Origin of the sequence: Pseudomonas sp. ACN8 (assembly GCF_002303925.1) — a bacterium.
Classification (GTDB): domain Bacteria; phylum Pseudomonadota; class Gammaproteobacteria; order Pseudomonadales; family Pseudomonadaceae; genus Aquipseudomonas.
Window position 1 is genome coordinate 1 of sequence record NZ_MRCS01000027.1, and the last position, 22,991, is coordinate 22,991.

The following is a 22,991-nucleotide window of genomic DNA, read 5'->3' on the forward strand; positions in this document are numbered from 1 at the left end:
TTCTGCACAATGCAGCGATGTCGGCTAGCCGTACGAAAGCCTGGAAAGGGTATTACGAAGAACAAAGAACTCGGGGGTTCAGCACCACTCAGGCGCTAGTGATGCTGGCTCGCAAGCTTGCTCGGGTGGTATTCGCCTTGCTGAAAGGGCAAAGCGAATATCAGCCAAAAGCCAGTTGAGGACTTTCCCTCAACCATAGAATCTCCCACAGGGGATTTGAGGTGCTATTGGGCCCAAGGCGCCCGGCGCGAATCGTTCAGCCCGACCAGATAGCTGTCGCCACCCAGTTGGCTCATTTGTCGCCGAATCCAGCCTGCACGTCGCGCCACGTAAGCGGTCGGATGGCTCGCACTCCACACGCGAGGGTTGGGCAGCACGGCGGCCAGCAAGCTCGATTGCTGACGGCTGAGGTTCCTGGCGCTCACACCAAAGTGATGCCGGGCCGCCGCTTCGGCGCCAAACACGCCGTCATCCCACTCGACACTGTTGAGGTACACCTCAAGAATCCGCTGCTTGGGCCAGAGCACTTCGATCAGTCCGGTGAACCAGGCTTCAAGGCCTTTGCGCAGCCAGCTGCGGCCAGACCACAGGAACAGGTTTTTCGAGACTTGCTGGCTGAGGGTGCTGGCGCCACGGATCGAGCCGCCGCGCTCGTTATGGGCAAACGCCGCCTGAATCGCGCCGATATCGAAGCCCCAGTGCTCCGGGAATTTCTGGTCTTCGCCGGCAATCACCGCGACTTTCAGGTCGTCGGAGATCTCGTCCCAGGGTTTCCAGGTCCGTTGCAGGTCAATGGGTTCGCCGTCAAACCAGGATTCGATCTTGCGCTCGACCATCAGCGTCGTCCCTGGCGGCGGCACCACGCGAAAGATCAGCACCAGCAATACGCTGCCACCCATGAACCAGAGCACGGCCTTGGAGAAATGACGGAAATAGATACGCAGCATAGAGATGGCTTGGCCGAACCCGTTGAGCGGGCCATTATACAGACCCTTTGGATCGAAACTGACTGGAGTTCCGCATGCTGCGTGGCTTTCTGATGCTGGCCGCTTTTTTCGGCTTCACCGGTGTCGGCCTCGGGGCCTTTGCCGCCCATGGCCTGAAGAGCCGCCTGAGCGCCGAGTATCTGGCGATCTTCCATACAGGCGTCACCTATCAACTGGTGCATGCCCTGGCGTTGCTCGGCGTTGCAGCGCTGGCCACGCAAATTCCCGGTCGACTCGCCACTTGGGCCGCTGCATCGTTTGCCATCGGTATCCTGCTGTTCTCCGGTAGCCTGTATGTATTGACGCTGACGGGCATCAGTAAGCTCGGCATCATCACCCCGTTCGGTGGCCTGGCCTTCCTGGTGGGCTGGTTTTGCCTCGGACTTGCCGCCTGGCGCCTGAGCTGACTTAACGGTCCATTTCATGACGAATGGCTTGGGTCGGCCTGACTGATCGGGCTAGAATGCCAGCCCCTAAAAATGATGGCGGCATCCGGCATGCGCATTCAGTTGAACGGCGAATCCCTTGAACTGCCCGACGGTGAAACCGTTGCGGCCCTGCTGACCCGTCTGGACCTGACCGGACGCCGGGTGGCGGTCGAACTCAATCTGGATATCGTCCCGCGCAGTCAGCATGCAGATACCACGTTGAACGACGGCGACAACGTCGAAGTGGTGCACGCCATCGGCGGCGGCTAGCAGCCTCGGCCCAGTGGCCACACAATTCTGCAAGTACCTCACCCCTACAGAGGATTTCCCATGAGCATCGTTCGCAGCGACAAGCCTTTCGTCCTGGCCGGTCGTACTTACCAGTCGCGTTTGCTGGTCGGTACCGGCAAGTACCGTGACATGGAAGAAACCCGCCTGGCCATCGAAGCCTCGGGCGCCGAGATCGTCACCTTCGCCGTGCGCCGCACCAACCTTGGCCAGATCGAGGGCGAGCCGAACCTGCTTGAAGTGCTATCGCCGGATCGCTACACCTTCCTGCCGAACACCGCCGGTTGCTACGACGCCATCGAAGCTGTGCGCACCTGCCGCCTGGCCCGTGAACTGCTCGACGGCCACAACCTGGTGAAGCTGGAAGTGCTGGCTGACCAGAAAACCCTGTTCCCCAACGTGATCGAAACCCTCAAGGCCGCCGAAACGCTGGTCAAGGAAGGCTTCGACGTGATGGTCTACACCAGTGATGACCCGATCATCGCCCGTCAATTGGCGGAAATCGGCTGTATCGCGGTGATGCCACTGGCCGGTCTGATCGGCTCCGGCCTGGGAATCTGCAACCCGTACAACCTGCAGATCATCCTCGAAGAAGCCAAGATTCCAGTATTGGTGGATGCCGGTGTCGGTACTGCTTCCGACGCCACCATCGCCATGGAACTGGGGTGTGATGCAGTGCTGATGAACTCGGCCATTGCCCACGCCCAGCAGCCGGTCATGATGGCTGAAGCCATGAAACATGCGATCGTCGCAGGCCGCCTGGCCTACCTCGCCGGCCGTATGCCGAAAAAACTCTATGCCAGCGCCTCTTCGCCGCTGGATGGTCTGATCAAGTAAGAGCCATTGATGACTGAATCGAACGACACGCCAATCCAGACGGAAGAAGGCGACGAGCGCCAACACCGCCGCATCAAGAGTTTCGTGATGCGTGCCGGGCGCATGACCGAAGGCCAGCAAAAGGGCCTGGAGCAGGGCACTCCGCTGTTCGTGCTGCCATTGGCCGACGCGCCGGTGGATTTCGACCAGGTGTTCGGTCGCTCGGCACCGCGCTCGCTGGAAATCGGTTTCGGCATGGGCCATTCGCTGCTGGAAATGGCAGCGGCCTCGCCCGAGCAGGATTTCATTGGCGTCGAAGTGCACCGTCCGGGTGTCGGCGCGCTGCTCAATGGCGTGCTGACCCAGGGTTTGACCAACCTGCGTGTCTACGATTGTGACGCCATCGAAGTGCTCAACCGTTGCGTGGCGGACAATAGCCTTGATCGCCTGATGCTGTTTTTCCCGGATCCGTGGCACAAGAGCCGTCACCACAAGCGCCGTATCGTTCAGGCGTCCTTCGCCGAGTTGGTGCGCAGCAAGTTGAAGGTTGGTGGCATTCTGCACATGGCCACCGACTGGGAACCTTACGCCGAGTACATGCTGGAAGTGATGAGCGTCGCGCCGGGTTACCGCAACCTCGCTGAAGACGGCAAGTGCGTACCGCGCCCGGCCGAGCGGCCGATCACCAAGTTCGAGCGCCGTGGCGAACGTCTTGGGCATGGCGTGTGGGATTTGAAGTTCGAGAAACAGTCCTAAGCCGTAATGCTGTAAAAACTGTAGGAGCGAGCCTGCTCGCGATGAGGCCATGACATTCAACATCTGAGTTGACTGTCAGACCGCTATCGCGAGCAGGCTCGCTCCTACAGTTGTTTTGTATTCGGCAAAAAAATCAGCGGCGGTCAGCGACCACGCCAATCAACACCAGCACCACCAGCAACACCGGCGCCAGGCTGTAGTTATTGAACTGGCTCAAGCCGCGCACAACCCACGGTGTGGCGTAGATCAGTGCCGCGCCGCTGCCGATCATGCACAGCAGGGACATCAGCGGCACGCGCAACGCGCCGGCGATGCTGCCCAGGCGCTGCTCGACCCAGCCTTTGAAATCCGCACCAAACAGCACCAGCAGGCAGCCCACCAGGGCCAGGGCGATTTCCGAGAGGTTGCTGCGGCTCCAGCGAGACACGGTGGCAAGCAGGTCGAGTACCAAATCCATTCGATTTCCTTATGTCAGAAATTTCTGCAGCAAGTCGTTGAGAAAGAGTTGTCCGCGCTCGGTGGCTACCAGACGTGACGGTTCGACCTGCAACAGGCCGCTTTGTTCGGCTTCACGGCGGCCTTGAGCAAGGCTTTCCAGCGTCATGCCGGTACGTTCCGGGTACAGCCGCGATTCGACGCCTTCAGTCAGGCGCAGCGCGTTCATCAGGAATTCGAACGGCATTTCATCATTGGTTAGCGCTTTCTCGCCAGCCTGGAAGCTCTTCGCCGGATTCAGGTAATCCTTCGGCAGGCGGGTCTTCCAGGTGCGAATGATGCGCCCGTCCGGATGGCTGAGCTTGCCGTGGGCGCCGGCGCCGATGCCGATGAAGTCGCCAAAACTCCAGTAATTGAGGTTGTGGCGCGCCGGGCGACCGGGCAGGGCATAGGCCGAGACTTCGTATTGCACGTAACCGTGTTCGGCCAGCAGCGCTTGCCCGGCCTCCTGAATATCCCACAGCGTGTCGTCTTCGGGCAGCGTCGGCGGCTGGTTCCAGAACACGGTGTTCGGTTCCAGAGTCAGTTGATACCACGACAGGTGTGTCGGCTTCAGGGCGATGGCGGTGCGCAGGTCGGCCAAGGCATCGTCCAGGGACTGATTCGGCAAGCCATGCATCAAGTCCAGGTTGAAGTTATCGAACCCGGCCTGCCGCGCCATGCCGGCGGCACGTACGGCTTCGTCACCATTGTGGATGCGGCCCAGGGCCTCGAGCTTTTCTTGCTGGAAGCTCTGGATGCCGATCGACAGGCGATTGATCCCCAGTTTCCGGTATGCCACGAACTTGTCTTGCTCGAACGTCCCCGGATTGGCTTCCAAGGTGATTTCGATGTCGCTGGCAAACGGAATGCGCTGTTCGACGCCTTTGAGCAAGCGACCCAGCGAATCAGCGCTGAACAGGCTTGGCGTGCCGCCGCCAAAGAAAATCGAGCTCAGCTCACGACCATAAACGGCGTGCAGGTCCTGATCGAGATCGGCCAGCAATGCGTCGACGTACTCTTCTTCAGGCAGCACGGGGCTGGCAGTGTGAGAATTGAAGTCGCAATAAGGGCATTTGCGCACGCACCACGGGATGTGGATATACAGCGCCAGCGGCGGCAGCACGGGCAGGGCCGCCCGAGGCGATTGAGCATCGCCGCCGAAGATCAGCGGCGACGCGGATGATTCACGGGTCATTTCAAGCCCAGACGCTGGCGCAGCAGATCCATTGCACGTGCGCGGTGGCTGATCTGGTTCTTGTCGCTCGGGCTCAGCTCGGCGCTGGAGCAATTACGCTCCGGCACCCAGAACAGCGGGTCGTAGCCAAAACCGTGCTCGCCGCTGGCCTGGGTCAGGATTCGCCCGTGCCACAAACCTTCGCAGAGGATCGGCAGTGGATCATCGGCGTGGCGCACCAGTGCCAGCACGCATACGAACTGCGCGCCGCGTTCGGCTTCAGGCACGTCTTTCAACACGTCGAGCAGCTTGGCGTTATTCGCCGCATCGCCCTTGCCATCGGCATAACGCGCCGAGTAGATGCCCGGCGCACCGCCAAGGAAATCCACCGCCAGCCCGGAATCGTCGGCCAGCGCCGGCAGGCCGGAGATGCGCGCGGCATTGCGGGCCTTGAGGATGGCGTTCTCGACGAACGACAGGCCGGTCTCCTCGGGCTCGACGCTGCTGAACTCGCCGATCGAGCGCAGATGCACCGACTCGCCGAGCATGGCCTGGAGTTCCTTGAGTTTGCCGGCGTTATGGCTGGCCAATACGAGTTGCGTGAAGTTGATCATTGGCCAGGGAAGAGCTCTTGGTTGAAATTGATGGTGTTGATCTTGTCGCCGGTCTGCACCTTGATGTCGAAGGTGCGGATTTCCTGCTGGGGTACCGGGTATTGGGCGATGTAGTAGATCGCTCCTTGCTCGGTGACCTGTTTGAAGTTCAGTGTGTAGCTTTGGCTGGTCAGGTCTTTGACGGTGCCGCTGACCTCGGCCGCCATCGGCGTGCCGGCCTTGATCACCGAAATGTTGATCACGCCCTGATCCTTGCTGCGGGTCAGTTGGGCGGCCTTGGCAACGTCCGGTAGCAAATAGGTGGAGTTGAAGGTGTTGTAGTGCACCGTTACGTCACCGAAGGTTTCCTTGCGTTCGCTCTTGATGGCGTCGGCGGCCATGGCGGTGACGCTCAGGCAGGCAGTGAGTAGAAACAACGCTAGACGACCCATGATCGTTCTCCTTGAAATAGGGTGGATCAGACTGCGACCCTGTGGTCGGCAAGTCCCGGGCTGCTGACCCGGTAGATGCCGATCTCACCTAACAGATTAGGCCATAGCTTGCTGGCCCACCCGTGCCGATGTTGTTGATCCACGGCCAGCCGATCAATGACCTTCGCTTCACGTTCGCGACACAAGGCTTCAAAGTCGGCGAAGGTACAGAAGTGAATGTTCGGCGTGTTGTACCAGGTGTACGGCAGGAACTCGGAAACCGGCATGCGGCCCTTGCTCGCCAGGTACCAGCGGCAGCGCCAGTGACCGAAATTCGGGAAAGTGATGATGCACTGGCGACCGACGCGCAGCATTTCCTCGAGGATCCTGTCCGGGTAGTGCACCGCTTGCAGCGCCTGGGTCATGACCACGACATCGAAACTGTTGCTGGCAAAGTTGCCCAGGCCCTTGTCCAGGTCCTGTTCGATGACGTTGATGCCCTTGGCCACGCACTCGGCGATGTTGTCGGCGTCGTTTTCCAGGCCATAACCGGTGACTTGCTTGTTGTCGCGCAGCCAGGTCAGCAGTTCGCCATCGCCGCACCCGAGGTCGAGCACGCGGCTGCCGGCGGGGATCCATTCCTGGATGATTTCCAGATCAGCTCTCATGGCTTTCTCACAACGTAATGCGGTTCATGTAATTGCCGAATGCCTGCAGGTAGCGCGGGATCGGAATCAGGAAGGCGTCGTGGCCTTGCGGGGCGTCGATCTCGAGGTAGCAGACGTCCTTGCGTGCGGCCATCAGTGCGTCCACCAGTTCCCGCGAGCGGGCCGGGGAGAAGCGCCAGTCGGTGGTGAACGACATTACGCAGAACTTGGCTTTTGCACCTTCAAAGGTTTTTGCCAGGTTATCGTCGAAGTTCGCTGCCGGATCGAAGTAGTCGAGCGCTTTGGTCATCAACAGGTACGTGTTGGCATCGAAGCGCCCGGAGAACTCTTCGCCCTGATAGCGCAGGTAGCTTTCCACCTGGAATTCGACGCTGTGGAAGTCGTAGTTGAGCTTCTCGCTCTTGAGCCCGCGGCCGAATTTTTCGCCCATGGAATCGTCGGACAGGTAGGTGATGTGCCCGACCATCCGCGCCAGCATCAGGCCGCGCTTGGGAATCACGTTGTGTTCCTGGAACGAACCACCGTGGAATTCCGGGTCGGTGAGGATCGCCTGGCGCGCCACTTCGTTGAACGCGATGTTCTGTGCCGACAGCTTGGGCGCCGAAGCGATGGCCAGGCAGTGACGAATGCGGTCGGGGTAGGTGATGCTCCATTGCATCGCCTGCATGCCGCCGAGGCTGCCGCCGATCACGGCCGCGAACCGGGCGATGCCGAGACGATCCGCCAGACGCGCCTGGCTGTGTACCCAATCCTCGACGGTCAACACCGGGAAGTCGGCGCCGAACGGCTTGCCGGTGTCCGGGTTGATGCTGCTCGGGCCGGTGGAGCCGTTGCAGCCTCCGAGGTTGTTCAGGCTGACCACGAAGAACTTGCTGGTGTCAATCGGCTTGCCGGGGCCGATGCAGCTGTCCCACCAACCGGGTTTGCGGTCGTCGACGCTGTGGTAGCCGGCGGCGTGGTGGTGGCCGGACAGGGCGTGGCAGATCAGCACGGCGTTGCTCGCCGTGGCGTTGAGCGTGCCGTAGGTTTCGTAAATCAGGTCATAGGCCGGGAGCGAACGACCGCAGGCCAACGCCAGGGGTTCGCTGAAGTGCGCCACTTGCGGCGTCACCAGACCAACAGAATCGGGGGGAAAGGCAGCTGGCATCGACCCTGCTCTCATTGAAATGAGGCGTAAGTCTAAAGACCGCTGGGGTTAGCGGCAAGCAAAGGCCGGGCCTGATTTCATTCAATAAGATCGAGGTGCGCCATTCGCGAGCAGGCTCGCTCCCACAGGATTGATGCGGTCCATGTGGGAGCGAGCCTGCTCGCGATGAACGATGACGCGATCAGCCTGCCGGACGCACCAGATCTGGCAAGTCCGGCAGCTTCTTCGGCGAGCAGATTCGCACCCGTTTCTGCCGGTTCAACTCGCCGCTGATCAAACTGACCTGGCTCTTGGACACGCCGAAGGCCTTGGCCAGGAACGCCATCAGATACGCGTTGGCCTTGCCCTCGACCGGCGGCGCGGTCAGGCGGATCTTCAGGCGATCGCCGTGCAGCCCGCAGAAGTCATCGCTACGGGCTGCCGGTTGCAGGTGACATTCCAGAATCAGGTCGTCACCGTCCCAGCGAAACCATCTCACCGGGTCAGATCAACACGCGGAGGATTTCCGGCATCATGGTCATGGCGGCGAGGTTGTTGATCACCAGCATGTCGAACAGCTTGAGTGCCAGGAACGCAAAGATCGGCGACAGATCCAGGCCGCCCAGGTTCGGCAGGAACTTGCGGAACGGCGCCAGGGCCGGCTCGCAGACGTCGTTCACCAGCTCGGCGCCCGGGTTATGGCTGCCCGGGGCGACCCAGGACAGGATCACGCTGATGATCAGGGCAAAGAAGAAAATCTTCATGAACAGCGCGGTCACGCCGATGATCGACCAGATCAGCAGTTGCAGCGGGTTCCCGGTGGTGCCGTAGGTCAGTAGCAGGGTCAGGGCCATGAGCGCCAGTTGTACCAGGATCGCGAGCACCAGCGAGGACATGTCCAGGCCGAACACGCTCGGGATGATCCGGCGCAGTGGCTTGAGCAGTGGCTGAGTGGCCTTGACGATGAACTGGCAGATCGGGTTGTAGAAGTTCGCCCGCACCAGTTGCAGCACGAAGCGCATCAGCACGATCAGCAGGTACAGGCTGCCGAGGGTTTGCAGCACGTAGACCGCTGCGGTGTTCAATCCAATCATGAAAAGCTCCTTATTGACCCAGTTGTTCGGCCATCTCGGCCGAGCGATGCGCGGCAGCGCCGAGTGCCTTTTCGACCAGGGCTTCAAAGCCATTAGCCTGGAACGACTTGATTGCAGCTTCCGTGGTGCCCGCAGGCGAGGTGACGCGGCGGCGCAGCTCGGCGGCGTCGACGTCGCTGGAGACCGCCATGTGGGCGGCGCCCAGGGCGGTTTGCAGGGTCAGTTGCGCGGCGATGTCCGCCGGCAGGCCGAGTTTCACGCCGGCGGCGGTCATGGCTTCGATCAGCAGGAAGAAATACGCCGGGCCCGAGCCGGAAACGGCGGTGACGGCATCCAGTTGCTGCTCTTCATTCAGCCAAAGGGCGATGCCGACCGCGGACAGCAGCTCCTGGGCCTGCTGGCGCTGTTCGGCAGAAACCTCGGCTGTCGCGAACAGGCCGCTCGCGCCCTGACGCACCAGCGCCGGGGTGTTGGGCATGCAGCGCACGATCGGCTGGGCGCCGAGCCAGTTGTTCATGCTGGCACAGGTGATGCCCGCGGCAATCGACACCACCAGTTGATTGGGCTTGAGGCTTGGGCGAATGGCTTCGCACACGGCTTTCATCGCCTGGGGTTTGACCGCCAGGACGACCACGTCGGCACCGTCGATGGCCTGGGCGTTGTCGGCAAAGGTTTCGATGCCGTGTTCAGCGCTCACACGGGCGCGGGTTTCTTCGCCCGGATCGCTTGCGCGGATCTGCGCGGCTTCCAGACCCTTGGCCCGCAGGCCACCGATCAGGCTGGCGGCCATGTTGCCGGCACCGATAAAGGCAATACGCGTCTTGCTCATGTCAGGTCCTTATTCAGAAGTGTGTCAGCCATGTTTACGGCTGGCTGTAGTCACGGGCGCCAAACAGGGCTGTACCAATACGGACCCAAGTGGCGCCTTGGGCAATGGCCGACTCAAGGTCGTGGCTCATGCCCATGGAAAGTGTGTCGAGTGGCAGATTCAGGCTGGCTTGCAGGCTTTGCACGGCCGCGAAAGCGGCATCCTGGGCGGCGCGGTCTTCAGTCGGCTCCGGGATTGCCATCAACCCGCGCAGTTTCAGGCGCGGCAGGTTACTGATGGCGTTGGCCAGGGCCGGCAGGTCGGCCGGGGTGCAGCCGGATTTGCTGGCTTCACCGCTGACATTGACCTGAATGCAAATGTTCAGGGGCGGCAGATCGGCGGGACGTTGTTCGGACAGGCGTTGTGCGACTTTCAGACGATCCACGGAATGCACCCAGTCGAAGTGCTCGGCGATAGCGCGAGTCTTGTTCGATTGAATGGGGCCGATGAAGTGCCAGATCAAGGGCAGGTCGGCCAGTTCCAGCTGTTTGCCCAGCGCTTCCTGCAGGTAGTTCTCGCCAAAGTCGCGCAGGCCGGCAGCGTAGGCTTCACGCAGGTCCTGAGCGGGTTTGGTCTTGCTCACCGCCAGCAACCGGACGCTGTTTTCGGCGCGGTTAGCGGCAAGCGTTGCGGCATGTATGCGCGAACTAACCTGAAGAATGTTGTCTGCTATGGTGGACATCAAGAGGCGCCAGCGGTCTGAAGGTTCGCGGCATTCTACTGGAATTGAGAGGCGCTATGGATATCACTGAGCTGCTGGCATTCAGCGCCAAACAGGGGGCGTCCGACCTGCACCTGTCCGCCGGCCTGCCACCGATGATTCGCGTCGATGGTGATGTGCGACGCATCAATCTGCCGGCCCTGGATCACCGACAGGTGCAGGCGCTGATCCATGCCATCATGAATGACAGCCAGCGGGTGGATTTCGAAAAGCATCTGGAAACCGACTTTTCCTTTGAAGTGCCCGGCGTAGCGCGCTTTCGGGTCAATGTGTTCACCCAGAGCCGTGGCGCGGGTGCGGTGTTTCGCACCATTCCGGCGAAAGTGCAGAGCATGGACGAGCTGGGTATGGGGGATGTGTTCCGCAAGATGACCGACGCCCCCCGTGGCCTCGTGCTGGTGACCGGCCCGACCGGTTCCGGCAAGTCCACCACGCTGGCGGCGATGATCGATTACCTCAATACCCATCGTCATCACCATATCCTTACCATCGAAGACCCCATCGAGTTCGTTCACGAGTCGCGCAAATGCCTGATCAATCAGCGTGAAGTCCATCGCGATACCCGAAGTTTCGCCACCGCCTTGCGTTCGGCACTGCGGGAAGACCCGGATGTGATCCTTGTGGGGGAGATGCGCGACCTGGAGACCATTCGCCTGGCATTGACCGCGGCCGAAACCGGCCATCTGGTGTTCGGCACGCTGCACACCACGTCGGCGGCAAAAACCATCGACCGGGTGGTGGACGTGTTTCCGGGGGACGAGAAGTCGATGGTGCGCTCGATGCTCTCCGAGTCGCTGCTGGCGGTGGTGTCCCAGACCCTGGTGAAGAAAATCGGCGGCGGACGCATCGCCGCCCACGAGATCATGCTGGGTACATCGGCGATCCGCAATCTGATCCGCGAGGACAAGGTGGCGCAGATGTACTCGGCGATTCAGTCGGGAGGGTCGTTGGGGATGCAGACGCTGGATATGAGCTTGAAGGACCTGGTGACCAAGGGGTTGGTCAGTCGTGACCATGCGCGGGAGAAGGCGCGGTCGCCGGATGGGTTTTGAGGAGAATTTGTGGTGCTTTCAAGGGCCTTTTCGCGAGCAAGCCCGCTCCCATATGGACTTCATCAATCCTGTGGGAGCGAGCTTGCTCGCGATGGGGCCATCATGTTCGATACAGATTCAGGGCACTTAAATCAGCGCTGAACAACCCGCAATTGATTCGGCTCTTTCGGCAGAACCCGCTTGGCAACCACGTAGTGGTTTTCCCAGTACGGTTTCTTCAAGGTGTCGATGGACACCGACTTGCCGCGGCGTGGCGCGTGGATGAAGCGGTCGTTGCCCAGGTAAATGGCAACGTGATTGACCCGACGGCTCTTGATGTTGAAGAAAATCAGGTCGCCCGGCTTCAGATCGTCGCGATCGACTTTCTCCCCATGACCGCTGGCCATGGCGTTGGAGGTGCGTGGCAGGTCGAACGTGGCGTCGTTGAACGCGTATTTTACCAGGCCGCTGCAATCGAAGCCTTTGCTTGGGCTGCTGCCACCCCAACGATAGGGAGTGCCAAGGACGTTCACGGCGCGGCTCAGCACGTCGCTGCTTTCCTTGGTGCCCATCGGCGGAACCAGGCCGCTTTTGCTGCTGGCCAGGCTTGGAGCATATTTAGCGGATTTCTTGTCTTTGCTCGAAGGAGCAGAGGCATGGGATTTCGGGGTGTAACCATTAACGTTTGGAAGACGTTGCTCACGATTGGTGGCGTGGGCGGCCAGTGGCATCAAAAGGCAAATGGTTAGCCATGTCTTGAAAAATGAACGCATTAGGCAAGGCTCTTAATAAGTTAGCGCGCAACTTTATAACAGCTTTTTTGTCGCTTCCGAGGCCGTTGGTCGATTCAATCAGGGGGGCAATGGTGGCAAAAAAGCGGCAAAATGGCGCAATTGTCGGACAGGAGTCTTGTGTTACAAGGCTTTGACAGGCGTGAAGGTAGCACTTGCCATACGTCGGGTGCCTGTAAAAAAGTCACAAAGATTTAAAGAATATTTATCTATCGTGCGAATCGAGGTCATTCATGAACCCCTATCAACAGACTGTCCAGCAGCAAGATACCCACAGCAAAGTGATCGGTTACCTGCTGTGGATTTTCGGTTTTACCGGCGCTCACCGCTTCTATTACGGCAAACCGGTGACCGGGACGATCTGGTTTTTCACCTTCGGCTTGCTGGGGATCGGTTGGCTGATCGACCTTTTCCTGATCCCTGCGATGGATCGCGAGGCTGACCTGCGGTTTACCGCGGGCCCGATCGAATACAACGTGGCGTGGATCCTGCTGACGTTTCTCGGGGTGTTCGGTGTGCACCGGATGTATCAGGGGAAATGGATCAGCGGGTTGCTGTACCTGCTGACGGGCGGATTGTTCTTTCTCGGGGTGCTGTATGACTTCTGGACGTTGAATGACCAGGTTTCTGTGCGTAATGCTCAGAATAGAGGCGCCTTCTAAATCGCCTTCGCGAGCAGGCTCGCTCCCACAGGGTTGGTGTGTAGCCATGGATTTGTGAATCACCACAAATCCACTGTGGGAGCGAGCCTGCTCGCGAAGGCAGGCGATGCGGTTTTACGCCTGGTGGCTAATGCGCCCATCCACCAGGGTGTAACGCACCACACCCGGCAAGCTGTGGCCAATGAACGGGCAGTTTTCGCCCTTGGATAGCCAGCTTTCACCCGCCACGGTCGAGGCCGCCGGGTCGAACAGTACGATATCCGCCGCGCCACCCACCGCCAGTTTGCCTGCCGGCAGGCGCAAGGCCTCTGCAGGGCCGGCGCTCAGGCGCTGGAGCAGTGTCGGCAGGTCCAGCAAGCCGTCTTCGACCAGGGTCATTGCCAGTGGCAATAGCAGTTCGACACTGCTGATGCCCGGCTCGGTTGCGCCGAACGGTGCCAGTTTGGCGTCACGCTCATGGGGTTGGTGATGGCTGGAAATGGCCGAGATCACGCCGGATTTCACCGCAGCGCGCAGGCCGTCGCGGTCGGCGCGGGTGCGCAGCGGCGGCTGGACGTGATACAGGCTACTGAAGTCGATCAGGGCTTCGTCGGTCAGGATCAACTGGTACAGGGCGACATCAGCGGTCACCTTCAGGCCCCGGGCCTGGGCCTGGGCGATCAGCTCCACACCGCGTGCGCTGGTGAGCTGGCTGAAGTGCGCGCGCACGCCGGTCTGTTCAACCAGCAGCAGATCCCGGGCCAGGGCGACGGTCTCGGCACTTTCCGGAATGCCCGGCAAGCCCAGGAAGCTGGCGGTCGGCCCTTCGTGAGCCAGGCCGCCCTCGGCCAGGTCGTGATCCTGGGAGTTGAAAATCACCGTCAGGTCGAAAGTCGCTGCGTAGTCCAGCGCCCGGCACAGGGTGCGGGTGTTGCGGAAACTCTCCAGACCATTGCCGAAGGCCACGCAACCGGCATCGCGCAGTGCCACGAGTTCGGCGAGCTGTTCGCCGTCCAGGCCTTTGCTCAGGGCGCCAATCGGGAAGACTTTGGTGTTGCCGGCCTCGCGGGCGCGGTCGAGGATCAGTTCGGCTACCGCCGAGGTGTCCAGCACCGGTTTGGTCTTCGGCGGGCAGCACAGGCTCGTCACGCCGCCAGCCGCCGCCGCGCGGGTTTCGCTGACAATCGAGCCTTTGCGGCTGTAGCCCGGCTCGCGCAGGGCAACGTTGAGGTCGACCAGGCCGGGAGCGGCCACCAGGCCTTTGGCGTCGATGGTGTCGACGGCGACAAAACCGGCTGGCGCCGCGCCAAGGGCGACGACTTTGCAGGCTTCAATGTGGATATCGGTCACTTGATCCAGACCGCTGGCCGGATCGATTACGCGGGCGCCGAGAATGCTGAGCTTCACTGGGCGTTCTCCTGCTCGAATTGGCGCTGGGCAGTCTGCCCGCTCATGGCCATGGACAGTACCGCCATACGAATGGCGATCCCGTAGGTCACCTGGTTGAGGATCACCGATTGCGGGCCGTCAGCCACCGCAGACTCGATTTCCACTCCACGGTTGATCGGCCCCGGGTGCATCACGATGGCATCGGGCTTGGCGCCGGCCAGCCGCGCGGTGGTCAGGCCGAACAGGCGGTAGAACTCGCCCTCGCTCGGCAACAGGCCGCCGGTCATGCGTTCACGCTGCAAGCGCAACATGATCACCACGTCTACGTCTTTCAGGCCTTCGGTCATGTCGGTATAGACCTTCACGCCGTATTGCTCGATACCGATCGGCAGCAGGGTTTTCGGCGCAATCACGCGGATATCCGGGCAACCGAGGGTTTTCAGGGCCAGCATGTTCGAGCGCGCGACCCGCGAGTGCAGGATGTCGCCGACGATGGCCACCGAAAGGTTTTCGAAACCGCCCTTGTGCCGGCGGATGGTCAACATGTCGAGCATGCCCTGGGTCGGGTGCGCGTGCCGGCCGTCACCGCCGTTGATGATCGCCACTTGTGGGCAAACATGCTCGGCGATGAAGTGTGCGGCACCCGAATCACCGTGGCGCACGACGAACATGTCGGCGGCCATGGCTTCCAGGTTGCGCAGGGTGTCGAGCAGGGTTTCGCCCTTGCTCGCCGACGATGTCGACACATTGAGGGTGATCACGTCCGCCGAGAGCCGCTGGGCCGCCAGTTCGAAGGTGGTGCGGGTGCGTGTCGAGTTCTCGAAGAACACGTTGCACACGGTCTTGCCGCGCAGCAACGGGACTTTCTTCACGGCCCGGGCACCGACTTCAAGGAAGGAGTCGGCGGTGTCGAGGATTTCCGTCAGCAGCTCGCGGCGCAAACCGTCGAGCGAGAGGAAATGGCGCAGCTGGCCCTGATCATTGAGCTGCAGCGGGCGCTTGGTTTCTAGAGGCGTCATCGCGAGGGGGACTCTCAATAGGGCGAATTAAAGGGCGAGGTCTTGCAGTTCGAGCGCGAGCTCGGGGCCGGACAGCTTCACCCGTTCATGGGCAGCCAGGGACAGGGTCGCGCCCACCACGTTCGGGCGGATCGGCAGCTCGCCGGCGTCCAGGTCCAGCAGGCACACCAGCGTCACGCTGGCCGGGCGGCCGTAGTCGAACAGTTCGTTCATGGCGGCGCGGATGGTCCGGCCGCTCATCAGCACGTCGTCGATCAGCACCAGGTGCTGGCCTTCGATCTCGAACGGCAGCGCCGAAGGGCGAACCTGCGGGTGCAGGCCGTTCTGGCTGAAATCGTCGCGGTAGAAGGACACGTCGAGAGTGCCGAGGGGCTCATTGCTGCCCAGTTCCTTGAGCAGGGCCTGGGCCACCCAGACGCCGCCGGTACGGATGCCGATGAAGCGCGGGTCGCTGATGCCTCGTTTGACCAGATAGGCGTCAAGTCGGGTCGCCATCTGGCTGATCAGTTCGGCGGGATTGGGCAGGCTCATGGTTGCTCCTTCTTGGGGCCGAGCCGGCTTGTGCGCGCAGTGGCTCGGGTTGTAGCTAAGAGAGACGCACAGCGACTCTTCAGGATTCAAACAGTGCGGTGTTTTCATCGAGCCAGCCTTGCAGCAGCAGGGCGGCGGCGATGGCATCGACCGGGTTATCGCGGTAACTGCCTTTCTGGCCGCCACGAGCCAGGCGTTCGCCCTTGGCCTCGAAGGTGGTCAGGCGTTCATCGTGGGTATAGAAGGGCAGGTTGTAGCGGCCGTTCAGGCGCCTGGCGAACTTTTCCGCGCGGGCGCACATGTCGCTGGGCGTCCCGTCCATGTTCAATGGCAGGCCGACCACCACGGCATCGGGTTTCCACTCCTTGATGAGGGCTTCGACCTGGTTCCAGTCGGGAATGCCGTTCTGCGCCTTCAGGGTGCACAGCTCGCGGGCCTGACCGGTAATCACCTGGCCGACCGCAACGCCGATCTGTTTGGTGCCGTAGTCAAACCCCAGAATCAGTTTCAGGGCCATCAGGCGTGCCCCGCCTGGCTGGTCAGCAGGCTGAGGTTGACGCCCAGGTGCCTGGCTGCCGCTTCCAGGCGCAACTCACTGCTGGTATTGAACAGGATGTCGGCGTCGAACGGGCAGTTCAACCAGGCGTTCTGCGCCAGTTCGGCCTCCAGTTGGCCGGGCTCCCAACCGGCGTAGCCGAGGGCAATCAGGCTTTTTGCCGGGCCGACGCCGTCAGCGATGGCGAACAGCACGTCCTGGGAAGTCGACAGGGCCAACTCGTCTTCCAGATCAACGGTCGCCTGGAAGCTCAGGCCTTTGGGGTGAAGAACGAAACCGCGATCGGTCTGCACCGGACCACCGATGAAGATCGGCACATGCTGGCAGAGCGCTGGCGGTTCGATTTCCGGGCGCAATTGCTCAAGGATATCGGCCAGGTTCAGATCTTGCGGACGGTTGACCACCAGCCCCATGGCGCCATTGGCCGTGTGCTCGACGATGTAGGTCAAGGTGTGCGCAAAGTTCGGGTCGGCCATGTGCGGCATGGCGATCAGGAATTGATGCTTGAGGTAGCTGGGGCTGACGTTTTTCATGACCGCTAGTGTGGCGTTCGAGGGGCGAACTGACAAGCTGGGGATGCACAGGAAGTGTCCCGAATATCAGCAACGACATAGATTAAATGTGGGAGCGAGCCTGCTCGCGATGATGGCGGAACATCCAGCATTTAAGTGTCAGACAGATCTCAATCGCGAGCAGGCTCGCTCCCACAGGGGATTTGCGGTGAATCAATTGCTTGAGAGTCGATCCCCGCGGGCAAATTTCCAGGTGCGGATGATCTCCAGCCGGTCGATATCCGACAAGTCTCCGGTAAACGGCGCAAACGGCGCCGCCAGCCGGACGATCCGTTGCGCTGCCTGATCCAGCAGCGGTTGCCCGGAAGACTCCAGCACCAGCACTTCATACAGCGAACCGTCGCGGTTGATCGACACCATCAGGCGCAAGTTGCCGTAGATCTGTTTGCGCCGCGCTTCGTCGGGGTAGTTGAGGTTGCCGATGCGCTCGACTTTCTTGCGCCATTCGTCCTTGTACCAGGCGCCCTTGTCGCGCATGGTCGATGCCGCGCTCAAGCGGTGGATGCGCGGGCGCTTGGCGTACAGCTGTTGTTCGGCGGCCAGTTCAGCTTCGAGGCTGGCAATGTCGCTGGACAGTTGCTCACTGTCGAAGGTCGGCGCCTGGACCTGGGGCTTGACCTCGGTCTTGGGCTCCTCGGTCTTGGCGGGGGCTTTTTTCGGTTTCGGTGCCACGGTGGTCACGGCAGCCTTGGGCGGGGCTTCCTGAGTTTCAGGCTTGGCGGCCGGCGGTGGCGTGACCTTTTGCACCTTGTTGTCCTGGAACGGCGCGACCTCGGTGGTCTTGGGAATCGCCTTTTTATCCAGGGTGCCGCTGCCTTGCTGATTCTCCTGAGCCAGGAAATCGGCTTTCTCGGGCTTCTTTTCGCTCTTGAAGGTGGCGAGGGTGATTTCCAGGGTTTTGCTGATCTGCTTGGGCTCGACCACTGCAAATCCGACACCCAACAGCAAGGCCAGGTGGATCAGCGCTGCCAGAAACAGGGTAAAACCGAGGCGATCGACCGGGCGCACGCCACGGTGGGCGAGTTCGACAGGCAGATCGGACGGGAGGGTCATGACAAGGAAACCAACATCGCGTTTTCACAGGCCGCGCATGATAACGCAATGTTGGTTTGGCTAATCAACGTGCCTTGAGCTTCTGATCGATGGCATCCATCAGCATGCCGCCGATGTCGGTGCCAAATGCATTATCGATCTCGCGAATGCAGGTCGGGCTGGTGACGTTGATTTCGGTCAGGTGCTCGCCGATCACGTCCAGGCCAACGAACAACAGGCCTTTTTCACGCAGGGTCGGGCCGACTTGCGCGGCGATCCAGCGGTCCTTGTCGGTCAGCGGGCGGGCTTCGCCACGGCCGCCGGCGGCGAGGTTGCCGCGGGTTTCGCCCTTGGCCGGAATCCGCGCCAGGCAATAATCCACAGGCTCGCCGTCAATCATCAGAATGCGCTTGTCGCCATCGACGATGGCCGGCAAGTAGCCCTGGATCATGATTTGCTGCTGGCCATGCAAGGTCAGGGTTTCGAGAATCACCGAGAGGTTCGGGTGGCCGGCGGTGTGGCGGAAAATCGAAGAACCGCCCATGCCGTCCAGCGGCTTGAGAATCACATCGCCATGGTGGTCGGCGAATTCGCGCAGTACGTCCGGGCGGCGGCTGACAATGGTCGGCGGCGTGCACTGTGGGAACAGCGTGGCGAACAGCTTCTCGTTGCAGTCACGCAGGCTTTGCGGCTTGTTGACCACCAGCACGCCGGCGCGCTCGGCCTGTTCCAGCAAATAGGTGGAGTAGACGAACTCCATGTCGAACGGCGGATCCTTGCGCATCAGGATCACGTCCAGATCGCTCAGCAGCGCGTCGCTTTCGGCGCCCAGTTCGAACCACTTTTCCGGGTTGGCGAAAACCTGCAGCGGACGCATCCGGGCCCGGGCCTGGCCTTCGCCCTGATACAGGTCGCGCTGTTCCATGTAGAACAGCTCCCAGCCACGCTTCTGCGCGGCCAGCAGCATGGCCAGCGAGCTATCCTTTTTATAGGAAATGCTGGCGATAGGGTCCATGACAATCCCGACGCGAACGCTCATTGGGTTTTCCTCGAAATTTGGGGGAGCGAGAACCGCTTTTCTGTAGGAGCGAGCATGCTCGCGATGAACTCAAGGGCACCGCGGGGTGTCAGGTTTCCCGCGTCATCGTTGACGTCCATCGCGAGCATGCTCGCTCCTACAGTTAATAGAAGCAGTGCCGTATAAAAGTGGCGTCAGAGTGGCGCTGAGTGTGTTCCCGGTCAAGGAAAAACCACCTTGCAGGTCGTCCGATAGATTGGTTCTGGAGACTGTGCTAAAAAGGCTGCCATGTCGTGCCGGCCCTTGAGCATCAAGGGTTTCGAGCCGCGTTAACCGGCAAACGGACAATTTGTTTCGCAAAGGCGACGGTAGAGCATTTTATGGAACAGCACCCCAGCGCCTTGAAGGTCATGGTGATCGACGACTCGAAGACGATCCGTCGCACCGCCGAAACGCTGCTCAAGAACGTGGGTTGTGAGGTCATCACGGCCATTGACGGTTTTGATGCCCTGGCCAAGATTGCCGACAATCATCCCGGCATCATCTTTGTCGACATCATGATGCCGCGCCTGGATGGCTATCAGACCTGCGCCCTGATCAAGAACAACAGCGCGTTCAAGTCCACGCCGGTGATTTTGCTGTCGTCCAAGGACGGGCTGTTCGACAAGGCCAAGGGGCGCATCGTCGGCTCCGACCAGTTTTTGACCAAGCCGTTCAGCAAGGAAGAATTGCTTGATGCGATCCAGGCCCATGTTCCTGGCTTCGCCGCCGTTTTGCCGCAGTAGGACACGCACAGTGACGCTCGGCCATCGGGCCCGGCGTCGACAAGAATGGGGAAGACCATGGCACGTATTCTGATCGTCGATGATTCGCCGACCGAAATGTACAAACTGACTGGCATGCTGGAAAAGCACGGTCATGAAGTGTTGAAAGCTGAAAACGGTGCCGACGGCGTGGCCCTGGCCCGCCAGGAAAAGCCCGATGCGGTGCTGATGGACATCGTCATGCCCGGCCTCAACGGCTTCCAGGCCACCCGCCAGCTGACCAAGGACCCGGAAACCGGGCACATCCCGGTGATCATCATCACCACCAAGGATCAGGAAACCGACAAGGTCTGGGGTACGCGCCAGGGCGCCAAGGACTACCTGACCAAGCCGGTCGATGAAGACACCCTGATCAAGACCTTGAATAACGTGCTGGCCGGTTGATCGTCAGGCCATGAACGAGTCGCTGACGGCTTTCGAACTGCTGCTGCAAATCGACCGGCGCTGTCGGTTGCTGGCGGCAGACTTGCCGTCCCAGCCGGCCCGGCGGGACAGCTGGAGCGGCATCGGTTTCCGCCTGGGTGAACAGTGGTATGTCGCGCCCATGAGCGAAGTGAGCGAAATCCTGCACGAGCCGCGCTCCACTCAGCTGCCGGGGGTCAAGCCCTGGGTCAAGGGTGTCGCCAACCTGCGCGGGCGTTTGCTGCCGGTCATGGACCTGTGCGGTTTCTTCGGGTACGAGCTTTCGGCGGCACGCCGGCAGCGACGGGTGTTGGTGGTGGAACATGAAGAAGTGTTTGCCGGGTTGCTGGTCGATGAAGTCTTCGGCCTCCAGCACTTTGCCCAGGACAGCCTGGAGCCGGTGCCGGCAGACGAGTTGAAGGGGCCGGTGGCGGCGTTCGTCAAAGGCCGGTTTCAGCGCGAGCAGTGCTGGCAGGTGTTCAGCCCGTTTGCGTTGACGCAGTCTCAAAGCTTCATGCATGTGGCGGTGTAACCGGACAACAGAGAACCCTGTGGGAGCGAGCCTGCTCGCGATTGAACGATAACGCGGTATTCCTGAAACACCGCGGCGCCTGAATCGCGAGCAGGCTCGCTCCCACAAGGGGCTTGGTATGCTTTACAGGGTGTTGGTTAACAGGCGAGGACCGATGATAAAAGCAAAAGCAGGCAAGCCAATGGAAGGGTCGCGCAGCCGGTCGCAGATTATCGTGCTGTTCATCGCGCTGATCGTCTTCATCATGCTGCTGTTCGCCAACTTCGCGTACCTCAACACTCAGGCTATCTACGACAAACAGTACATCGGCCACGCCGGCGAACTGCGCGTGCTGTCCCAGCGTATCGCCAAGAACGCCACCGAAGCCGCTGCCGGCAAGGCTGCCGCGTTCAAGTTGCTCAGCGATGCGCGCAACGATTTTGCCCGGCGCTGGGGTTATCTGAAGAAGGGCGACCCGGCCACCGGCCTGCCGTCGGCCCCCGCCACCGTGCGTCCGGAGATGCGCGCGGTGCAACAGGACTGGGAACGCCTGCTGAAAAACACCGATGCGATTCTTTCCAGCGAGCAAACCGTACTGTCGCTACATCAAGTCGCCGCGACCCTGGCCGAAACCGTGCCGCAGTTGCAGGTCGAGTACGAGAAAGTCGTCGAGATACTCCTGCAACGGGGCGCCCCGGCGGCCCAGGTGGCGATGGCCCAGCGCCAGTCGTTGCTGGCCGAACGGATCCTCGGTGCGGTCAACACGGTGTTGGCCGGCGACGAAAATTCACAGCAGGCCGCCGATGCGTTCGGACGTGACGCGACGCAGTTCGGCAAGGTGCTCAACGGCATGCTCCAGGGCGACCCTGCGCTCAAGGTCAGCCAGGTCGAAGACCGCGATGCCCGTGCGCGACTCGCAGAAATCTCCGAGCTGTTCGAGTTCGTCTCGGGTTCGGTGGACGAGATCCTCGAAACTTCGCCTGAGCTGTTCAAGGTCCGCGAATCGGCCTCGAACATTTTCAGCCTGTCGCAAACCCTGCTCGACGAAGCCTCACACCTGGCCAGCGGTTTCGAAAACATGGTCGGCGGGCGTACCACCGACACCATAGGCGGTTACGTGCTGGGGTTTTTGGCGCTGACTTCGATCATCCTGATCGGCATGGTGATGGTGCGTGAAACCAATCGTCAGTTGCGCGAAACCGCGGAGAAAAACGAGCGTAACCAGAACGCTATCATGCGCCTGCTCGACGAGATCGAAGACCTGGCCGACGGCGATCTCACGGTGACCGCCTCGGTGACCGAAGACTTTACCGGCACCATCGCCGACTCGATCAATTACTCCGTCGACCAACTACGCGATCTGGTCGCGACCATCAACCTCACCGCCGGCCAGGTGGCCGCCGCCGTGCAGGAAACCCAGGCCACCGCCATGCACCTGGCCCAGGCGTCGGAACATCAGGCTCAGCAGATTTCCGAGGCCTCCATGGCGATCAACGACATGGCCGAGTCCATCGACCAGGTATCGGCCAACGCGGCGGAGTCTTCGGCGGTTGCCGAGCGCTCGGTGGAGATCGCCAACAAGGGCAACGAGGTGGTGCACAACACCATCCACGGCATGGACAACATTCGCGAACAGATTCAGGACACCGCCAAACGCATCAAGCGCCTGGGCGAGTCCTCACAGGAAATCGGCGACATTGTCAGCCTGATCGATGACATTGCCGATCAGACCAACATCCTGGCTCTCAACGCGGCCATCCAGGCGTCCATGGCCGGTGATGCCGGTCGCGGTTTCGCCGTGGTCGCCGATGAAGTGCAGCGCCTGGCCGAGCGCTCATCCGCCGCCACCCGGCAGATCGAAACCCTGGTGCGGGCGATCCAGACCGACACCAACGAAGCAGTCATTTCCATGGAACAGACGACGACCGAAGTGGTGCGCGGCGCTCGTCTGGCGCAGGATGCCGGTGTGGCCCTGGAAGAAATCGAAGGCGTGTCCAAGACACTGGCGGCGTTGATCCAGAGCATTTCCAATGCGGCGCAACAGCAGACGTCGTCGGCCGGTCAGATTTCCCTGACGATGAACGTGATCCAGCAGATCACCTCGCAGACGTCGTCGGGTTCCACCGCCACGGCCGACAGCATCGGTAACCTGGCGAAAATGGCCAGTCAGTTGCGTCGTTCGGTGTCCGGTTTCACCTTGCCGGATGCCAAGGCGCAGGTTGTGGACAAGGCTTGAACCGCCCATGGG

General features: G+C 61.1%; 29 protein-coding genes and 1 pseudogene. 11 read left to right on the top strand and 19 right to left on the bottom strand.

The genetic code is table 11. The annotated features are described in order from the left end of the window. Positions 1–179, top strand: a pseudogene (locus tag BSF44_RS30715) (IS110 family transposase); the annotation flags it as partial. A 45-nt stretch (positions 180–224) separates the two neighbouring features. Here the strand turns inward: BSF44_RS30715 and mtgA are convergent. Beyond that, positions 225–947 carry a monofunctional biosynthetic peptidoglycan transglycosylase gene (mtgA, locus tag BSF44_RS16335; protein WP_095944383.1) on the bottom strand — a complete coding sequence of 241 codons (723 nt, stop codon included), beginning with the start codon at positions 945–947 and terminating at the stop codon, positions 225–227. Positions 948–1,021: 74 nt separating this feature from the next. Between mtgA and BSF44_RS16340 the strand changes: the two genes are divergently transcribed. The 4 genes from BSF44_RS16340 to trmB all read left to right on the top strand — a co-directional run bounded on the left by BSF44_RS16340 (position 1,022) and on the right by trmB (position 3,274). Continuing rightward, complete coding sequence (locus BSF44_RS16340; protein ID WP_095944384.1) at positions 1,022–1,393, top strand: DUF423 domain-containing protein; 372 nt, start codon at positions 1,022–1,024, stop codon at positions 1,391–1,393. Between the two features lie 90 nt (positions 1,394–1,483). Next, positions 1,484–1,684: a sulfur carrier protein ThiS gene (thiS, locus tag BSF44_RS16345; RefSeq protein WP_167394879.1), complete on the top strand. Its 201-nt coding sequence runs from the start codon at positions 1,484–1,486 to the stop codon at positions 1,682–1,684. 60 nt (positions 1,685–1,744) lie between these two features. Beyond that, entirely contained in the window at positions 1,745–2,539 is a 795-nt protein-coding gene (locus tag BSF44_RS16350) for a thiazole synthase (protein WP_007975390.1), read from the top strand. 9 nt (positions 2,540–2,548) lie between these two features. Then, a complete protein-coding gene (trmB, locus tag BSF44_RS16355) occupies positions 2,549–3,274 on the top strand; it encodes a tRNA (guanosine(46)-N7)-methyltransferase TrmB (protein WP_095944385.1) in 726 nt (241 codons plus the stop codon). Between the two features lie 133 nt (positions 3,275–3,407). Here trmB and BSF44_RS16360 read toward each other — a convergent pair whose 3' ends face one another. The 10 genes from BSF44_RS16360 to BSF44_RS16405 form a co-directional block, all read right to left on the bottom strand. After that, positions 3,408–3,731 carry a DUF3392 domain-containing protein gene (locus BSF44_RS16360; RefSeq protein ID WP_007987827.1) on the bottom strand — a complete coding sequence of 108 codons (324 nt, stop codon included), beginning with the start codon at positions 3,729–3,731 and terminating at the stop codon, positions 3,408–3,410. Between the two features lie 9 nt (positions 3,732–3,740). After that, entirely contained in the window at positions 3,741–4,946 is a 1,206-nt protein-coding gene (hemW, locus tag BSF44_RS16365; RefSeq protein ID WP_095944386.1) for a radical SAM family heme chaperone HemW, read from the bottom strand. Next, positions 4,943–5,539 carry an RdgB/HAM1 family non-canonical purine NTP pyrophosphatase gene (gene rdgB, locus BSF44_RS16370; RefSeq protein ID WP_008046485.1) on the bottom strand — a complete coding sequence of 199 codons (597 nt, stop codon included), beginning with the start codon at positions 5,537–5,539 and terminating at the stop codon, positions 4,943–4,945. Before rdgB ends, hemW begins: the two co-directional genes overlap by 4 nt. Continuing rightward, a complete protein-coding gene (locus BSF44_RS16375; protein ID WP_095944387.1) occupies positions 5,536–5,970 on the bottom strand; it encodes a DUF4426 domain-containing protein in 435 nt (144 codons plus the stop codon). The genes rdgB and BSF44_RS16375 overlap by 4 nt, the downstream gene beginning before the upstream one ends. 26 nt (positions 5,971–5,996) lie before the next feature. Continuing rightward, positions 5,997–6,617 carry a methionine biosynthesis protein MetW gene (gene metW / locus BSF44_RS16380; RefSeq protein ID WP_095944388.1) on the bottom strand — a complete coding sequence of 207 codons (621 nt, stop codon included), beginning with the start codon at positions 6,615–6,617 and terminating at the stop codon, positions 5,997–5,999. A gap of 7 nt (positions 6,618–6,624) precedes the next feature. Then, complete coding sequence (locus BSF44_RS16385; RefSeq protein WP_095944389.1) at positions 6,625–7,764, bottom strand: homoserine O-acetyltransferase; 1,140 nt, start codon at positions 7,762–7,764, stop codon at positions 6,625–6,627. Positions 7,765–7,945: 181 nt separating this feature from the next. After that, the gene (locus BSF44_RS16390) at positions 7,946–8,242 is read right to left on the bottom strand and encodes a DUF167 domain-containing protein (RefSeq protein ID WP_095944390.1); all 297 of its coding nucleotides are present in this window, start codon (positions 8,240–8,242) and stop codon (positions 7,946–7,948) included. Between the two features lie 4 nt (positions 8,243–8,246). Continuing rightward, positions 8,247–8,837, bottom strand: coding sequence for a YggT family protein (locus BSF44_RS16395; protein WP_056726488.1), 591 nt, complete (start codon positions 8,835–8,837; stop codon positions 8,247–8,249). A gap of 10 nt (positions 8,838–8,847) precedes the next feature. Beyond that, positions 8,848–9,666 carry a pyrroline-5-carboxylate reductase gene (proC, locus tag BSF44_RS16400; RefSeq protein ID WP_095944391.1) on the bottom strand — a complete coding sequence of 273 codons (819 nt, stop codon included), beginning with the start codon at positions 9,664–9,666 and terminating at the stop codon, positions 8,848–8,850. 34 nt (positions 9,667–9,700) lie between these two features. Then, a complete protein-coding gene (locus BSF44_RS16405; protein ID WP_095944392.1) occupies positions 9,701–10,387 on the bottom strand; it encodes a YggS family pyridoxal phosphate-dependent enzyme in 687 nt (228 codons plus the stop codon). A gap of 56 nt (positions 10,388–10,443) precedes the next feature. On the opposite strand from BSF44_RS16405, the gene BSF44_RS16410 reads away from it, so the two are divergent. Continuing rightward, entirely contained in the window at positions 10,444–11,478 is a 1,035-nt protein-coding gene (locus BSF44_RS16410; protein ID WP_095944393.1) for a type IV pilus twitching motility protein PilT, read from the top strand. Positions 11,479–11,609: 131 nt separating this feature from the next. Here BSF44_RS16410 and BSF44_RS16415 read toward each other — a convergent pair whose 3' ends face one another. After that, the gene (locus tag BSF44_RS16415; RefSeq protein WP_095944394.1) at positions 11,610–12,230 is read right to left on the bottom strand and encodes a C40 family peptidase; all 621 of its coding nucleotides are present in this window, start codon (positions 12,228–12,230) and stop codon (positions 11,610–11,612) included. A 251-nt stretch (positions 12,231–12,481) separates the two neighbouring features. Here BSF44_RS16415 and BSF44_RS16420 point away from each other — a divergent pair, with 251 nt between their 5' ends. Then, a complete protein-coding gene (locus tag BSF44_RS16420; RefSeq protein WP_095944395.1) occupies positions 12,482–12,910 on the top strand; it encodes an NINE protein in 429 nt (142 codons plus the stop codon). A 114-nt stretch (positions 12,911–13,024) separates the two neighbouring features. On the opposite strand, the gene BSF44_RS16425 is transcribed toward BSF44_RS16420, so the two are convergent. From BSF44_RS16425 to gshB, 7 genes are all read right to left on the bottom strand, one after another. Further along, on the bottom strand, positions 13,025–14,296 hold the full coding sequence (locus tag BSF44_RS16425) for a dihydroorotase (RefSeq protein ID WP_095944396.1): 1,272 nt from the start codon (positions 14,294–14,296) through the stop codon (positions 13,025–13,027). Next, positions 14,293–15,297 carry an aspartate carbamoyltransferase catalytic subunit gene (locus BSF44_RS16430; RefSeq protein WP_095944397.1) on the bottom strand — a complete coding sequence of 335 codons (1,005 nt, stop codon included), beginning with the start codon at positions 15,295–15,297 and terminating at the stop codon, positions 14,293–14,295. Before BSF44_RS16430 ends, BSF44_RS16425 begins: the two co-directional genes overlap by 4 nt. 27 nt (positions 15,298–15,324) lie before the next feature. Next, positions 15,325–15,828: a bifunctional pyr operon transcriptional regulator/uracil phosphoribosyltransferase PyrR gene (pyrR, locus tag BSF44_RS16435; protein ID WP_046039256.1), complete on the bottom strand. Its 504-nt coding sequence runs from the start codon at positions 15,826–15,828 to the stop codon at positions 15,325–15,327. A 79-nt stretch (positions 15,829–15,907) separates the two neighbouring features. Continuing rightward, a complete protein-coding gene (gene ruvX / locus BSF44_RS16440) occupies positions 15,908–16,345 on the bottom strand; it encodes a Holliday junction resolvase RuvX (protein ID WP_095944398.1) in 438 nt (145 codons plus the stop codon). Next, complete coding sequence (locus BSF44_RS16445; protein ID WP_095944399.1) at positions 16,345–16,917, bottom strand: YqgE/AlgH family protein; 573 nt, start codon at positions 16,915–16,917, stop codon at positions 16,345–16,347. Before BSF44_RS16445 ends, ruvX begins: the two co-directional genes overlap by 1 nt. 192 nt (positions 16,918–17,109) lie before the next feature. After that, a complete protein-coding gene (locus BSF44_RS16450; RefSeq protein WP_095944400.1) occupies positions 17,110–18,009 on the bottom strand; it encodes an energy transducer TonB in 900 nt (299 codons plus the stop codon). Positions 18,010–18,073: 64 nt separating this feature from the next. Next, on the bottom strand, positions 18,074–19,027 hold the full coding sequence (gshB, locus tag BSF44_RS16455; RefSeq protein WP_095944401.1) for a glutathione synthase: 954 nt from the start codon (positions 19,025–19,027) through the stop codon (positions 18,074–18,076). Between the two features lie 359 nt (positions 19,028–19,386). On the opposite strand from gshB, the gene pilG reads away from it, so the two are divergent. From pilG to BSF44_RS16475, 4 genes are all read left to right on the top strand, one after another. After that, positions 19,387–19,791: a twitching motility response regulator PilG gene (gene pilG, locus BSF44_RS16460; protein WP_095944402.1), complete on the top strand. Its 405-nt coding sequence runs from the start codon at positions 19,387–19,389 to the stop codon at positions 19,789–19,791. Between the two features lie 57 nt (positions 19,792–19,848). Beyond that, the gene (pilH, locus tag BSF44_RS16465) at positions 19,849–20,214 is read left to right on the top strand and encodes a twitching motility response regulator PilH (protein ID WP_007897961.1); all 366 of its coding nucleotides are present in this window, start codon (positions 19,849–19,851) and stop codon (positions 20,212–20,214) included. 10 nt (positions 20,215–20,224) lie between these two features. Beyond that, the gene (locus BSF44_RS16470; protein WP_095944403.1) at positions 20,225–20,764 is read left to right on the top strand and encodes a chemotaxis protein CheW; all 540 of its coding nucleotides are present in this window, start codon (positions 20,225–20,227) and stop codon (positions 20,762–20,764) included. Positions 20,765–20,918: 154 nt separating this feature from the next. Then, positions 20,919–22,979, top strand: coding sequence for a methyl-accepting chemotaxis protein (locus BSF44_RS16475; RefSeq protein ID WP_095944404.1), 2,061 nt, complete (start codon positions 20,919–20,921; stop codon positions 22,977–22,979). The last annotated feature ends 12 nt before the right edge of the window (positions 22,980–22,991 follow it).

Coding starts and splice junctions, on each gene's coding strand:
- mtgA (WP_095944383.1), bottom strand. CDS start 947: ATGCTGCGTATCTATTTCCGTCATTTCTCCAAGGCCGTGCTCTGGTTC.
- BSF44_RS16340 (WP_095944384.1), top strand. CDS start 1,022: ATGCTGCGTGGCTTTCTGATGCTGGCCGCTTTTTTCGGCTTCACCGGT.
- thiS (WP_167394879.1), top strand. CDS start 1,484: ATGCGCATTCAGTTGAACGGCGAATCCCTTGAACTGCCCGACGGTGAA.
- BSF44_RS16350 (WP_007975390.1), top strand. CDS start 1,745: ATGAGCATCGTTCGCAGCGACAAGCCTTTCGTCCTGGCCGGTCGTACT.
- trmB (WP_095944385.1), top strand. CDS start 2,549: ATGACTGAATCGAACGACACGCCAATCCAGACGGAAGAAGGCGACGAG.
- BSF44_RS16360 (WP_007987827.1), bottom strand. CDS start 3,731: ATGGATTTGGTACTCGACCTGCTTGCCACCGTGTCTCGCTGGAGCCGC.
- hemW (WP_095944386.1), bottom strand. CDS start 4,946: ATGACCCGTGAATCATCCGCGTCGCCGCTGATCTTCGGCGGCGATGCT.
- rdgB (WP_008046485.1), bottom strand. CDS start 5,539: ATGATCAACTTCACGCAACTCGTATTGGCCAGCCATAACGCCGGCAAA.
- BSF44_RS16375 (WP_095944387.1), bottom strand. CDS start 5,970: ATGGGTCGTCTAGCGTTGTTTCTACTCACTGCCTGCCTGAGCGTCACC.
- metW (WP_095944388.1), bottom strand. CDS start 6,617: ATGAGAGCTGATCTGGAAATCATCCAGGAATGGATCCCCGCCGGCAGC.
- BSF44_RS16385 (WP_095944389.1), bottom strand. CDS start 7,764: ATGCCAGCTGCCTTTCCCCCCGATTCTGTTGGTCTGGTGACGCCGCAA.
- BSF44_RS16395 (WP_056726488.1), bottom strand. CDS start 8,837: ATGATTGGATTGAACACCGCAGCGGTCTACGTGCTGCAAACCCTCGGC.
- proC (WP_095944391.1), bottom strand. CDS start 9,666: ATGAGCAAGACGCGTATTGCCTTTATCGGTGCCGGCAACATGGCCGCC.
- BSF44_RS16405 (WP_095944392.1), bottom strand. CDS start 10,387: ATGTCCACCATAGCAGACAACATTCTTCAGGTTAGTTCGCGCATACAT.
- BSF44_RS16410 (WP_095944393.1), top strand. CDS start 10,444: ATGGATATCACTGAGCTGCTGGCATTCAGCGCCAAACAGGGGGCGTCC.
- BSF44_RS16415 (WP_095944394.1), bottom strand. CDS start 12,230: ATGCGTTCATTTTTCAAGACATGGCTAACCATTTGCCTTTTGATGCCA.
- BSF44_RS16420 (WP_095944395.1), top strand. CDS start 12,482: ATGAACCCCTATCAACAGACTGTCCAGCAGCAAGATACCCACAGCAAA.
- BSF44_RS16430 (WP_095944397.1), bottom strand. CDS start 15,297: ATGACGCCTCTAGAAACCAAGCGCCCGCTGCAGCTCAATGATCAGGGC.
- pyrR (WP_046039256.1), bottom strand. CDS start 15,828: ATGAGCCTGCCCAATCCCGCCGAACTGATCAGCCAGATGGCGACCCGA.
- ruvX (WP_095944398.1), bottom strand. CDS start 16,345: ATGGCCCTGAAACTGATTCTGGGGTTTGACTACGGCACCAAACAGATC.
- BSF44_RS16445 (WP_095944399.1), bottom strand. CDS start 16,917: ATGAAAAACGTCAGCCCCAGCTACCTCAAGCATCAATTCCTGATCGCC.
- BSF44_RS16450 (WP_095944400.1), bottom strand. CDS start 18,009: ATGACCCTCCCGTCCGATCTGCCTGTCGAACTCGCCCACCGTGGCGTG.
- gshB (WP_095944401.1), bottom strand. CDS start 19,027: ATGAGCGTTCGCGTCGGGATTGTCATGGACCCTATCGCCAGCATTTCC.
- pilG (WP_095944402.1), top strand. CDS start 19,387: ATGGAACAGCACCCCAGCGCCTTGAAGGTCATGGTGATCGACGACTCG.
- pilH (WP_007897961.1), top strand. CDS start 19,849: ATGGCACGTATTCTGATCGTCGATGATTCGCCGACCGAAATGTACAAA.
- BSF44_RS16470 (WP_095944403.1), top strand. CDS start 20,225: ATGAACGAGTCGCTGACGGCTTTCGAACTGCTGCTGCAAATCGACCGG.
- BSF44_RS16475 (WP_095944404.1), top strand. CDS start 20,919: ATGATAAAAGCAAAAGCAGGCAAGCCAATGGAAGGGTCGCGCAGCCGG.